Source organism: Streptomyces sp. NPDC001732, from assembly GCF_053596315.1.
Genome location: NZ_JBSFFY010000108.1, coordinates 1 through 12,564 on the forward strand (window position 1 = coordinate 1; position 12,564 = coordinate 12,564).

Consider the following 12,564-nt stretch of genomic DNA (forward strand, 5'->3'; position numbering starts at 1 on the left):
GCCCGGCGGCTCGACGAGGTCGGCGACGCGCTGAGCGCGGACCAGCGGCTGCTCCGTGTACTCCTCGACGACGACCAGCACGCCTTCGAGGACGCCCTCGTCGCCCGGCTGGTCGCCTACCGGGAGAGGGTCGAGGCCGATGCCGGTGATCCCGTTCCCCGGTCCCTCCTCCCCCTCGGCACCCTCGCCCTGGCCTGCCTCGCCGTCCAGGTCCATGGGTGGGAACTCGGTGTCCGGTCCGGGTATCTGCCGCACGGTCTGCTGGGATCGCCGGACGCGCTGCGCCGGGCGGCGGAGGGGAACCGGAACAACTTGGGCTGCTGGGCCGCCAAGTAGGCCACCCGAGGTGCGGAAGTGGGCCTGGCTCAACATTCCAGGACCTCGTCGTGGAGACGGACTCGTCCCCATCGAGGCAGCGCGTACGTCTGCGCGATAGCCAAGGACGGAAGACCACCCTGCCCCACGTTGGCGAACGCCATCTGCCGGATCTCCACGCCCTGCGACCCCGGTAGCCCCGACGGCGCCGAGCCTCGGTCCGTGTCTTTCGCAATGATCCGAAAGACAGGCCTGATAGTGCTTCGTCACGTCGGGTGATCTTGCCTGGTGGTGGGCATGTTCTGGCTATGAGGCTGGGGGAGGTGGAACGGCTCCGGGGCGAGTTGGCGGAGTTCGTTGCGATGTGTTTGGTTCGCTGCCGTGGCGGGAGCAGCGGCGGTGGGGCGGGTGTTGTCTGCGGGGTCTGATGCTGGCCGGCCGGCGGAAGTCGATCCAGCCGATGTCCGAGCGGCTGCCGGACGGGAACATGCAGGCCCTGCAGCAGTTCGTGAACCAGTCGCCGTGGGATCCGCTGCCGGTACGGCGGCGGGTCGCCGAGCGATTGAGCGAGGGATCGGCCCTGAGGCGTGGGTGATCGACGATGTGTCGTTCCCCAAGTGCGGCACCGCTTCGGTGGGGGTGGCCCGGCAGTACTGCGGAGTGTTGGGCAAGCGAGCGAACTGTCAGGTCGCGGTCAGCGTGCGCGCGGCCACCGACACCGCCTCATGCCCGTTGGAGTGGGAATTGTTCCTGCCCGAGGAATGGGCGGCGGATCGTGTGCGGCGGCAGCGGGCCGGAGTTCCGGACGAGGTCGAGCACCTTTCCAGGGGCCGGTTGGCTCTGGGGCTGCTGGACCGGCTGGCCGGACAAGGGCTCGCAGTGCCGGTGATCGTGGCGGACGCCGGTTACGGCCTCAGTGTGTCTTTCCGGCTGGAGCTGGAGGAACGGGGCTGGTCCTGTGCCATGGCGGTGGACCCGAAGGAGGTCGCCCGTCCGGCCGCGGCCGAGCCGTATCAGCCGGCCTACGGTGGTCCGGGGCCGCCCACGCTGCCTCGCTATCGCGAATCGCCCCAGTCCCTGGCCTCGTTCGTTACCTCGGGCACGGCCTTCGAGCAGGTCGTCTGGCGGCAGGGCAGCAAGGGCCGGATGGCCTCGCGTTTCGTCGTGATCGAGGTGAGGCCGTCGGGGAAGGAAGCCTGCCGCACCGCGCAGGAACAGGCCGGAGGGCGCAACCGCTGGAACGGTGTCCTGCCGCTGCGGACCTTGCTGGTCGAACAGCCGGCGGAAGCAAACGAGCCGATCGGCTACTGGATGACCAACCTGCCCGCCACCACACCGATCAACGACCTGGTCCGGTGGGCGAAGATGCGCTGGCGCATCGAACACGACTACCGAGAACTCAAGCACGGCCTCGGACTCGATCATTTCGAGGGCCGCACCTGGCGCGGCTGGCACCATCACGTCGTGAGCGGCGTGATCAATCCAGGTGCAACCCGTGCGCCCCGCCTCGTAGCCTCGGCCCCATGACTGACCACACCCTCGTCCCCGACGACTTCGTCGTTCCCGCAGACCTGATCACCCCGCAGTTCCGCCTGGAGCCCCTGGGGCCCCAGCACAACGTCGCCGACCACGCCGCCTGGACCAGCAGCATCGAGCACATCCGCGCGACCCCGGGTTTCCGGGACCGAGGATGGCCTCCTGCCGACGGGATGACCCCGGAGGCGAACCTCGCCGACCTGCAGCAGCACGCGGACGACTTCGCTCGGCGCCGCGGATTCACCTACACCGTCATCGAGACCGCCAGTGGCGAGGTGATCGGTTGCGTCTACATCTATCCCTCCCACAGCGACGACCACGACACCGACGTCCGCTCCTGGGTCCGTGCCGACAGGGCCGAGATGGACGCGCCCCTGTACGAGGCCGTCACGACCTGGCTGTCCACGGCCTGGCCCCTCGGAACTCTCAACTATCAGCCCCGCTGACCACCACGTGCTCCCGCAGCGACCGGCCACACCGACCAACCGCACCGGACCCTGCAGGACACCCGGCCTTCGAATGCCACTGCCGCGGAGTGGAACGTCCCGATGAACCTTCCCGGTCACAACGCCAGGGGGTGTCCCAACGGTCATTGGTCATCGGCCACCGGCCATCGGTCGGGCCGGGCCCGGGGTCTGCCCGGCCCGACGCGTCCTGGCCGTCGTCGGTGCTCAGTGGCGGTACGCGGCTGCGGCGATCTCGACGAAGGACCGGACCAGCGGGTTGGCGTCGCCCTCGTTCCGCACCGCCACCACTCGGCTCGGCGCCATGCCGAGCAGCGGCACCATGACCAACTCCGCGGGCAGGTCGTGCCCGAACGGGGCCAGGCCGATCGTGCCGTTCCACAACACGGCATGCAGGCACTCCTGGACGGCGCGCACCACCGGGCCCTCGCGCGGGTTGCCCCCGTTCCAGTACGACTGCCAGACGGGGTCCGTTCCCCGCGGGAACTGGAACCAGCGGCGGTCGCTCAGGTCGGCCGGTCGCAACCGTTCGCGGCAGGCCAGCGGATCGTCGGCGCGCAGGACCACGCCGACCGGATCGGCCCGCAGCGTACGGACCGTCAGGGCGGTCTCGTCGAAGGGCGCGCGAGTGAGGGCGACGTCGACCAGCCCGGCGCGCAGCCCGCACGTCGGGTCGGTCAGGTCGGTCTCGCGGATGCGGATGTCGACGCCGGGGTGGCGCCGACGGTAGGCGGCCGCCAGCCTGGACACTCCCGGGTCGGTGCCGTCGCCCAGGATGCCGACGGTGATGGTCGCGACGCCGGCCGCCGCGCTCACGCGTACCCGGACGCGGTCGGCGTGGTCGAGCAGGGCCCGTGCCTCGTCGAGCAGCACCGCGCCCACCGGGGTGAGCGTGACCCCGGCGGGCGAGCGGGCGAGCAACAGGGCGCCGACGTCGGCCTCAAGCCGCTTGATCGCCCGGCTCAGGGGAGGCTGGCTCATGTGCAGTCGGGCGGCGGCCCGGCCGAAGTGGCGTTCCTCGGCGACCGCCACGAAGTAGCGCAGGGTCCGTAGCTCCACGCTGCGACAATACCCATGAGGCATCGGCGCGGCAGGACAGGTCTTGGACACTTCAGGGTCCCCGGCGGTGCACTTGTGGCATGACCGAAGAAGCAAGGCCCCACGAGCCGCAGACCGCCCCCGTCGTATCGGTGGTGGGTCCCGGCGACGGCGAGACGATCGTCCTGGGGACCACGCGCATGCGCGTGCTGGAGGACGGCAGCCACACCGGGCACCGCCTCGCGATCGCCGAGTCCGTCCTCGCCCCGCACACCCAGGGACCGCCGCAGCACCGCCACGCCCGGCACGACGAGGGCTTCTACGTCCTCTCCGGAACCGTGCGGTTCACCGTCGGGGACGAGGACCACGACGCCGCCGCGGGCACGCTCGTGATGGTTCCGCCCGGTACCCCGCACACCTTCGCCAATCCGACCGGCCAACCCGCCGTCATGCTCAGCACGTTCACCCCCGACCTGTACGTGCAGTACTTCCGGGACCTCTAGGAGGCGCTCGCCGGCGGCCGGCCGCTGACGCCACGGGCCGACATCGACGCGATGAGCCGCTACGCCACCGAGCCCGACGCACCGGGCACCGGACCGTGATTCGGGCACAGTCCTCGGCCGGTGGCCGCGGGAACTGGAGGAGACAGCCGTCCGACTCCTGTCATGTCGTCACTCCAAGAACGGGAGCACCACATGGATCGCAGGCAGTTACTCCGCGCCACCACCGCCCTCGGCGCCACGGGCACGTTCGCGGCCACCGCCGCCACTACCACCGCGCGGGCCGCCGGATCTGGCCCGGCCGGTCCCGATCCGGCCCGACCGCTGCGCGTACAGGTCGTGATGTTCGACGGAGTCGAGGAGCTGGACTTCGCCGCCCCGTACGAGGTCTTCTCCGCCGCCGGGTTCTTCACCCCGCGCCCGGTGGAGGTCCGGTACGTCTCCGCCACCGGTGCCCGCCGGATCACCTGCGCGTACGGCACGGTCGTCCGGGACATCCACCCCTGGGCCCCCGACGAGGCGGACGTGCTCGTTGTCCCGGGCGGTGGCTACGCGCGGCGCGACAGCCCCGGCGTGTGGGCCGAGATCGACCGCGGCACGCTGCCCCGCGCCCTGGCGGAAGCGCCCCGCCCGGGGCTGACCGTCTCGGCCCTCTGCACCGGCGTCATGCTCCTCTCGGCTGCGGGCCTCACGAAGGGCCGCCCCTGCACCACTCACCACAAGGCCGAACCGGACCTGGAGGCACAGGGCGGCCTGCTGAGGAACGCCCGCGTCGTCGACGACGGCGACCTCGTCACCGCGGGCGGCGTCACCTCCGGTCTCGACCTCGCCCTCTGGCTGGTGCGCCGCGAACTGGGCCCGGACGCGGCGACGAACCTGGAGGGGATGCTGGAGTACGAGGCCCGGGGCACCGTCTGGGCTTCCCGTCCGACCCGCTGAGGCCGAGCCGGAGTCCCCCGCGGCCCGGGGAGCCCCGCGCCGAAGCGGACGCCGTCGAGAACGTACGGGCGCGGACGGGACCACCCCGTCGCTCACGAGGGCACGGGCAACGCCGGGCCGCGGTCGGGGCCGGTGCTCCGGCTGGGGCACCGGCCCACGCCCTCCCGGGACGGGACGGCTCTCAGGCGGTCCGTGCCAGGGTCTCCGCCTCGCCGCGCTCCAGCTGCGCGGTCAGGGCGGTACGCGCGCGGGCCACCCGGGAGCGGACCGTGCCGACCGGGCAGCCCGCCGCGCGGGCGGCCTCCGCGTAGGAGAGGCCGAGCAACTGGGTGAGGACGAACGCCTGTCGGCGGTCGTACGGGAGCGTGGCCAGGAGTTCCTGGAGTGCCACCCCTTCCTCGAAGCCGGGCAGCCCTGCCGGCTGGGCGCGCTCGACGGTCGCGCGCCAGTCGTCGGTGTCGGCGAGCAGGGGACGCGCGGCGGCCCGGCGGAAGTCGTCGACGACGGCGCGGCGCGCGATGGTGAGGAGCCAGGTGCGGGCCGAGGAACGGCCCTCGAAGCGGTGCAGGGTGCGCAACGCGCGCAGGAACGTGTCCTGCGCGAGGTCCTCGGCGGCCTGCGGGTCGGCGGACAGGTGGGCCACGTATCGCACGACGTCGCGGTGCAGGGCCCGTACGAAGGCGTCGGCGGCCTCGCGGTCCCCGGCACGGGCGGCGAGCGCCCAGCCGGTCGAGACGGTGTCCTCCGCCGTCCTGTCGCGCGGGACGGCGGCGCACTGCGACCCGCGCGGGGCGGGCAGTGTGGTGTTCATCGCCAGGTGTGTCCTTCACGGATCGGTCCGGCACCCGGGCGTCCGGCGACGGCGCGGGGGCACGCCGTGGCTGCGGCGCGCGTGGCGGCGGTACGGGACGGGTCCGGGTATCCGGTGAATGGGGCACCCGGGCCCTTCGGGGCCGGGTGTGCCGGAGGACGCCCACCGGGTGCGGGCACGGCGGCGGGCCGGTCGGCGGCCGGTCGCGGGCCGGGGTCTCGTACGTCCTCCGGAATGCCTGCCGCGTTCTCAGGACGCGGCGAGCACCCCGGGGGGCCCGCGCCGGTCCCGCGCGCGGGCGCACCGCAGGCCCAACGGCAGCCGGTCGCTCAGGCCCCGGCGGGGGCGCAGACGGCGGCGCGGGGCCGGCAACGGTGCTGTGAGGAGGGGGTGGAGAGGGGCGAGCAGTCGGCTCGCGACCGCGCGCAGGACCTGGAAGGCGGCGCGTTCGCCGCGGGCCAGCCACACCCCGCAGAGGAAGGCGGCGAGGACGTGCGCGGCAAGCATTCCCGTCGAGGACATCCCGGCCATGTCGTGGCCCATGTGGGCCATTGAGCCCATGTGATCCACGACGGAGGCGTGTTCCGTGCCGGCCATGTGGTGCATGCCGGTCATCGCGTTGCTCGCACTGCCCATGTCGCTCGCGGGCGAGTGGTCCATGCCCGCCATGTGGTGCATGCCCGTCATGGCGTCCGGCGGCGCCGCGCCCGTTCCGGCGACGGTCCGCGCGGCCGTGTCCCCGGCGGTCGCGAGGGCGGACTGCGCGGCGGCGAAGGCGTTGTGCAGCACGCCCTGGGTCGCGACCGCGAGGCCCGTGACGAGCCAGGGGCCGCGCTCGCGGGCGGCGAACCACCAGCCGGGAACCGCGAGCGCGAGGAAGCCGGTGGCGAGCACCCAGAAGGGAATCGGGTCCTCGGACATGAGGACGTGCCCGGTCGCCGCGAGCGTGACGGAGACGGCGGCGAACATCGCCGCCCTCACCGCGCGTCCGACCGGCCCCGCCTCCATGAAGCCTCATCCTCCCATCGCGGAGGGCCGGGCGACATGGCATGCCGCCCGGTTCACCGCACATGCCGGAAAAGCGGCTGCTGGAGCGGAGTTCCGGCATATGCGACGGGAACGGGCGACGGAGCGGGGCGCGGTGCTACGGGACATGGCGCTACGGGCGAGGCGGGCGGCCCGTCCCCGTACCGGGCCGGACCACCACCGCCCGGACGCTCAACGGCTTCCCGTGCGTGAAGCGCAGCGTGAAGGAGATTTCTTCGTCGGGCCGCCACGTCCCCTTCGGCCGCACGGTCACGTCGATCCCGTGTGGGGACATGGTGAGCCCGTCCCCGGCCGGGACGGCGGCGGATTCCACCGGTCGCCGGTACGCGGCGCCGGAGGACGTCATGCGGTGCTCGCTCAGCGCGGGAGGCACGGCCGTGTCGGGCGAGGTGATCTCCACGAGCCGGTCGGCGGAGCCGCCGTCGTTGGTGAGGGTGAGGAAGGCAGCGGTCTCCGGTGTCGAGCCTGACGGCTGGTAGACGTACGCCCTGGTGACGGTCACGTGCGGCGGGCTCCCGGCACCTCCGTTCGCCGCCCAGGTGCCGAGACCGGCGAGGGCGATGGCGCAGGCGAGGACGGGAGCGCCGGCGGCGGCGAGCGGGGCGCGCGGGCGCGCGGAGGCGGCGGGCATCAGGAGACCGTCCTCGGGGAGGGGCGTCGGCGCCGCGCGACGGCCGCTCGGGCGGCGGGCTGCCAGTGGCGCAGCCGGAGGCTGCCGAGGACGACGAGGACCGAGCTGAGGGACATCGCGGCGGCGGCGAGCATCGGGTTGAGCAGGCCCACCATGGCGAGCGGGATGGTGACGACGTTGTAGCCGAAGGCCCACAACAGGTTGCCGCGGATGGTGGCGAGGGTGCGGCGGGCGAGGCGTACGGCGTCGGCGAGGGCCTCGATGTCGTCGCGGACGAGGGTGACGTCGGCGGCGCCGATGGCGACATCGGTGCCGGTGCCCATCGCGATGCCGAGGTCGGCCCCGGCGAGTGCCGCCGCGTCGTTGACGCCGTCCCCGACGACCGCGACCCGCTTCCCCTCCGCGCGCAGCGTGCGGACGAGCTCCGCTTTGCGCTCGGGGGTGCAGCGGGAGTACGTCTCGTCGATGCCGAGCGCGGCGGCGACGGCCCGCGCGGGCTCCTCCCGGTCCCCGGTGGCGAGGACGGGGTGCACGCCGAGGCGGCGGAGCCGGTCCACGGTGTGGTAGCTGCCGGGGCGTACGACGTCGCCGAGTGCGAGGAGGGCCTCGGGTCGCCCGTCGACCCGTACCAGGATGGGGGTCTGGGCGGCCTCCAGGGCGGCGGAGAGCGCCGCGTCCAGTTCCCCGGGCAGCTCGCCCCCGGGGGCGCCGACCTCGACGAGCCGTCCGTCCACGTGTCCGCGCACGCCGTTGCCGGGCGTCGCGGTGAAACCGCTGAGCGCGTCGGGCCGTACCCCCTCGGGGAGGGTGCGCTCGGCGTGGCGGACGAGGGCCCGGCCGAGCGGGTGCTCGGAGCCGGTCTCCACGGTCGCCGCGAGCCGCAGCACCTCCTGCGCGCCGGGGCCTTCCGCGCGTGCGGTGAGGGCGGTGACAGTGAGGTGCCCGGAGGTGAGGGTGCCGGTCTTGTCGAGGACGACGGTGTCGATCTGCCGGAGGGCTTCGAGAGCTTGCGGCCCTTTGACGAGGACGCCGAGCTGGGCGCCTCGACCGGTGGCCGCCATGAGCGCGGTGGGGGTCGCGAGCCCGAGTGCGCAGGGGCAGGCGACGACGAGGACGGCGACGCACGCCGTGAAGGCGGACTGCGGGTTCGCGCCCGCGCCGAGCCAGAAGCCGAGCACGGTGACGGCGAGGGTGAGGACGACGGGAACGAAGACCCCGGCCACGGTGTCGGCGAGCCGCTGGGCGCGGGCCTTCCCGGCCTGGGCCTCGGTGACGAGGGCCGTGATGCGGGCGAGCCGGGTGTCGGCGCCGACGGCCGTCGCACGTACGAGAAGCAGCCCGCCCGCGTTGACCGAGCCACCCGTGACGGCGGAGCCGACCGCGACCTCCACGGGCCGGGACTCACCGGTCACGAGGGACAGATCCACGGCGGACGCGCCCTCCACGACCTCGCCGTCCGTCGCGACACGCTCCCCGGGCCGTACGAGGAAGTCCTGGCCCACCGCGAGGCGTTCGGCCGGGACGGTGCGCTCCATGGCCCCGTCCCGTACCGTCACCTCCTTCACGCCGAGTTCGGCGAGTGCCCGCAGGGCGGCCGAGGTGCCGCGCCGGGCGCGGGCCTCCAGGTGGCGGCCGAGGAGAACGAAGAGCGGGACGCCGACCGCCGCTTCGAGATAGACGTGCGCCATCCCGTCCGACGCGGTGGGCAGCAGCGCGAAGGACATCCGCATGCCGGGGGCGCCGGCACCGCCGAGGAAGAGCGCGTACGAGGACCAGCCGAAGGAGGCGAGGACACCGAGCGAGACGAGCGTGTCCATCGTCGCCGCGCCGTGCCGCAGCCCGCGCCAGGCCCGCGCATGGAAGGGCCATGCGCTCCAGAGGGCGACGGGCGCGGCGAGCACGAAGCACAGCCACTGCCAGTTGCGGAACTGGAGCGAGGGCACCATCGACAGGACGATGACGGGGACGGCGAGCAGCGTGGTCACCAGCAGTCGCTGCGGGACACCGGGGACGGTTCCCTCGTCGCCCCGCCCCTTCCCGGCGGCGGGCGGCCCGGAGAGCCGGGCGGTGTACCCACCCTTCTCGACGGCGGCGACGAGCGCGTCCGTACCGAGGTCCACCGGGTGCTCGACGCGGGCCGTTCCGGTCGCGAGGTTGACGGAGGCACGCACGCCTTCCAGTGCGCCGAGCTTCTTCTCGACCCTGCGCACGCAGGCCGCGCACGTCATGCCACCGACGACCAGATCGGTCGTGACGAGGGTGCGAGGAGCGGTCTCCCGGCCCATCAGTGGCCCATCCCGCCCATGTCGTGGGGGTTCGGGGCGTCGTCCTGATGCGTGACCCCGCGCATGTCGGGGGCGACCGGCCCGGCCAGGTGCCCCACCCCGTACGAGACGGCGAAGAGCACGACGAGCAGAAGCAGGAATCCCCCGAGCTGCGCGTACGGCACGGGGGTGGAACGCCGTCCGGCGGAAGGCGTCACCGAGTGGTCCATGAGGGAGGCTCCGGTGAGAGTGCGGGTCGTACGGTCCAGAGGTCGGCCGGACCCGGCCCCGAGTTCCCCCACGTCCAGGTGACGCGCGTCACATGCCGAACACCTGCCACACTCGCCCCAGGGGCACCCCGGTCCGGGAGACGCGCCCGGGATCGTACGGGTCGGCCGGCGCCCAGGACCGTACGGCCGCCGTCCGGGGCCGTACGGTCGGCGTCGGGGGCGTACGGGCCGACGCCCAGGACCGTACGGGCCGAGGCCCGTTCAGCCGATGTCGTTCCGCGCGGATCACACCATCACGATGAACATCACCGCCATGCCCAGCGCCATCAGCCCGTGACAGCCCAGGTCCCAGGCGGCGTGCACCGCGCTGCGCGGGCCCGCGCCGCCCGAAGCCGTGCCGTTTGTCGTGCGGGGTGCGAGGCGGCCCGTGTCGAAGCCCTTCGCGAGCCACCACAGCGCGAGCGCCAGCAGGACGAGGGCGAGCAGCACAGCGCTCCAGCGGTCGGTGGTGCCGTCGAGCGTCATCGTCGCGGTCGCTCCCGGGGCCGACATGTCCATCCCGGGCATGTCGTGCACATGGCCTCCGCCCGTCGTGCCCATGGACATGGCCGAGGACATCGCGGCGACCATCCACGCCATCGCCCCGGTCATCACGGCGTGCGGCAGCGCGTCCACGAGGGCGCGCTTCCGGGACCCGGGGCCGTTCGGCAGGGCGAGGGCGGCCGACACGAACCAGGCCGCGGCGACGGAGAAGAAGACCACCTGCGGTGTGCCGGGCAGATCCATGCCCCAGGACCAGGCCATCGCAAACATGGCGAGGGCCATGACCGCGTGCAGACCGTGGGCGAGCCGCGCGGTCCACGGGTGGGAGCGGGCCGTGAGGGCGCGCCACAGACCGTGGGCGGCGAGCGCGCAGAAGAGCAGCGTCAGAATCCAACGCAGCCCGGGGGCGGCGATCATCGGGCCGTCTCCTTCGGTGTCCCGGCGCGCGCCTCCGAGCGCGTGCGCTCGCGTTGGCGTACCTGTGCGACCGTCAGGTCCACGAGCAGGAAACAGGCCAGGGGCAGCCCGAACAGCGGCAGGCAGTAGGCGAGGACGGCCGCCACGACGACGAGCGGCGCCATGACCCTGCCCGGCACCCGGCGCCAGGCCCCCCGCGCCGGCGGACGGCCGAAGCGTGTCCCGCCCGCCCGGGTGGGCCTGCGCAGCCACCACATGCGGTAGCCCCAGAGGAGCATCCCGATGAGCGCGACGGCGATGAGCGCGAGGACCATCTGGTTGGCGAGACCGAAGAGCAGGCCCATGTGGGCGTCGACGCCCCAGCGGGTGAGCTTGGCGAGGACGGGGAAGTCGTCGAAGAGCAGCTTGTCCGTGACCTCGCCGGTGGCCGGGTCGATCGCGATCGAGTCCTGCTGCTCCGGCCAGTGCCGGGTGTTCTCGCGGACGACGTACGCGCTCCCGGCATCCGCGGGCGGGGTGAGGACGAGTTTGCCGCGCAGCCCCTCGGCGCGGGCGATGCGCACGGCTTCGTCGAGATCGACCTTCGTGGCGGGGGAGTCGGAGGAGTCGGTGGCGGAGTCGTGCGCCCCTGCTCCCGCCTCCGCCGAGCCGCCGTGCGTGCCGTGGCCGAGGGTCGAGGAGACGGAGGGCGTCGCCCCGCCCAGCGAGTCCTGGATCCTGCCGATGGTCGCGCCCGCGTGCGCCGACCAGGTCAGCCCGGTCGCCGAGAGGGCGAGGAAGCCGACCGACACCCACAGCCCGGCCGCCCCGTGCCAGGACAGTGTGCGCCTGCGCCCCTTCGGGCCCCGGCGCGGCACGAACAGCCCGCGCAGCCGTTCCCGGCTCCGCGGCGCCCCGAGCCACAGCGCGATCCCGCCGAGCACCTCGACCCACAGCCAACTCGCGGCGATCTCACTGTAGTTGCGGCCGAATTCGCCGAGGTTCAGGGTGCGGTGCAGGTCGTCGAACCAGGACCGCACGGGCAGCCACTCGCCGGAGGTGCGCAGAGTGCCGCGCACCTTCGCGTCGTACGGATCGACGAAGGCGGTCTGCGTGCGGCCCTCGGGCAACCCCTCGACGTCGAAGCCGACCCGGGTCGTGTCGTCGGGCCCCGCACCCCGGGTGACGGAGACGAGCCGCCCGCCGGGTACCGCCTCGCGGGCGGCGTCCACCTGGGCGGCGAGCGGCTTCGGCTCGCCGCGCGGGGTGACCTTCAGTTCATTCTGGTAGATGACGGACTCGATCTGCGGGGCGGCCGTGTAGAGCAGTCCGGTGACGGCCGCGACGAGCAGGAACGGACCGACGAGGACACCTGCGTAGAAATGCAGGCGGAGCAGGAGCGGGCGCAACCCGCTCCAGCTCCCGCCGCCGTCGCCCGGCGCGGACGTGGTGAACCCCTCGGCCGGGGCGGGTTCTTCGGCTGGGCGTTGCCGGGACGGCGGTGATGCGGCAGGCGTGGTCTCGGTCATCGAATCCTCCTCATACGTGGACCGGTGGGGACGGTGACGTACAGGAGTCGGTGCGAGAGGCGTGTGAGTTCCCGCGCATGTGGTGTGACGCGGATCATGGGGCGGCGCGCGGTTCCGCCGACCGGCGGGACGTGGGGGCCGAGGCCGTCCGTTCAGGCCGTTTCGGCCGTCGGGGTGGCGGTGCCGTCGTTCGGGGCGGCAGGCCATTCGCGGTGTCCTTCGTCGGGCCAGAGCGGGCGTCGGTCGACCCGTAGGCCGAGGATCTCCGGTCGCGCGTAGTGGCCGCGGGAGTCGACCCAGACCTTGACGGCGTTGATGTCG

At 73.4% G+C, this 12,564-nt stretch carries 11 protein-coding genes and 2 pseudogenes; 5 read left to right on the forward strand and 8 right to left on the reverse strand.

The window, feature by feature from the left end; translation table 11 throughout:
• The 3 genes and pseudogenes from ACWCXX_RS38760 to ACWCXX_RS38770 all read left to right on the forward strand — a co-directional run.
• Window positions 1-336 (forward strand): immunity 49 family protein (locus ACWCXX_RS38760; protein WP_451135679.1); only part of this gene is annotated, 336 nt, incomplete at its 5' end.
• A 287-nt stretch (window positions 337-623) separates the two neighbouring features.
• Window positions 624-1,842: pseudogene (locus ACWCXX_RS38765) on the forward strand (IS701 family transposase).
• A complete protein-coding gene (locus ACWCXX_RS38770) occupies window positions 1,839-2,297 on the forward strand; it encodes a GNAT family N-acetyltransferase (protein ID WP_451135681.1) in 459 nt (152 codons plus the stop codon). Before ACWCXX_RS38765 ends, ACWCXX_RS38770 begins: the two are co-directional and overlap by 4 nt.
• Before the next feature lie 225 nt (window positions 2,298-2,522).
• Here ACWCXX_RS38770 and ACWCXX_RS38775 read toward each other — a convergent pair whose 3' ends face one another.
• A complete protein-coding gene (locus ACWCXX_RS38775) occupies window positions 2,523-3,398 on the reverse strand; it encodes a LysR family transcriptional regulator (RefSeq protein ID WP_451135698.1) in 876 nt (291 codons plus the stop codon).
• A 56-nt stretch (window positions 3,399-3,454) separates the two neighbouring features.
• Here ACWCXX_RS38775 and ACWCXX_RS38780 point away from each other — a divergent pair.
• Together ACWCXX_RS38780 and ACWCXX_RS38785 are read left to right on the forward strand one after the other, a co-directional pair.
• Window positions 3,455-3,955: pseudogene (locus ACWCXX_RS38780) on the forward strand (cupin domain-containing protein).
• Between the two features lie 93 nt (window positions 3,956-4,048).
• Window positions 4,049-4,792 carry a DJ-1/PfpI family protein gene (locus ACWCXX_RS38785; protein ID WP_451135683.1) on the forward strand — a complete coding sequence of 248 codons (744 nt, stop codon included), beginning with the start codon at window positions 4,049-4,051 and terminating at the stop codon, window positions 4,790-4,792.
• Window positions 4,793-4,973: 181 nt separating this feature from the next.
• Here ACWCXX_RS38785 and ACWCXX_RS38790 read toward each other — a convergent pair whose 3' ends face one another.
• The 7 genes from ACWCXX_RS38790 to ACWCXX_RS38820 all read right to left on the reverse strand — a co-directional run bounded on the left by ACWCXX_RS38790 (window position 4,974) and on the right by ACWCXX_RS38820 (window position 12,243).
• On the reverse strand, window positions 4,974-5,603 hold the full coding sequence (locus tag ACWCXX_RS38790; protein ID WP_451135685.1) for a sigma-70 family RNA polymerase sigma factor: 630 nt from the start codon (window positions 5,601-5,603) through the stop codon (window positions 4,974-4,976).
• 249 nt (window positions 5,604-5,852) lie between these two features.
• Window positions 5,853-6,611, reverse strand: a complete 759-nt coding sequence (locus ACWCXX_RS38795) for a hypothetical protein (RefSeq protein ID WP_451135687.1) — start codon at window positions 6,609-6,611, stop codon at window positions 5,853-5,855.
• A gap of 151 nt (window positions 6,612-6,762) precedes the next feature.
• Window positions 6,763-7,281, reverse strand: a complete 519-nt coding sequence (locus ACWCXX_RS38800; protein WP_451135689.1) for a copper chaperone PCu(A)C — start codon at window positions 7,279-7,281, stop codon at window positions 6,763-6,765.
• Window positions 7,281-9,566, reverse strand: coding sequence for a heavy metal translocating P-type ATPase (locus tag ACWCXX_RS38805; protein ID WP_451135690.1), 2,286 nt, complete (start codon window positions 9,564-9,566; stop codon window positions 7,281-7,283). The genes ACWCXX_RS38800 and ACWCXX_RS38805 overlap by 1 nt, the downstream gene beginning before the upstream one ends.
• Window positions 9,566-9,775 carry a hypothetical protein gene (locus ACWCXX_RS38810; protein ID WP_451135692.1) on the reverse strand — a complete coding sequence of 70 codons (210 nt, stop codon included), beginning with the start codon at window positions 9,773-9,775 and terminating at the stop codon, window positions 9,566-9,568. The genes ACWCXX_RS38805 and ACWCXX_RS38810 overlap by 1 nt, the downstream gene beginning before the upstream one ends.
• 285 nt (window positions 9,776-10,060) lie before the next feature.
• Window positions 10,061-10,735, reverse strand: coding sequence for a DUF5134 domain-containing protein (locus ACWCXX_RS38815; RefSeq protein WP_451135694.1), 675 nt, complete (start codon window positions 10,733-10,735; stop codon window positions 10,061-10,063).
• Entirely contained in the window at window positions 10,732-12,243 is a 1,512-nt protein-coding gene (locus ACWCXX_RS38820) for a PepSY-associated TM helix domain-containing protein (RefSeq protein ID WP_451135696.1), read from the reverse strand. Before ACWCXX_RS38820 ends, ACWCXX_RS38815 begins: the two co-directional genes overlap by 4 nt.
• Between the last annotated feature and the right edge of the window lie 321 nt (window positions 12,244-12,564).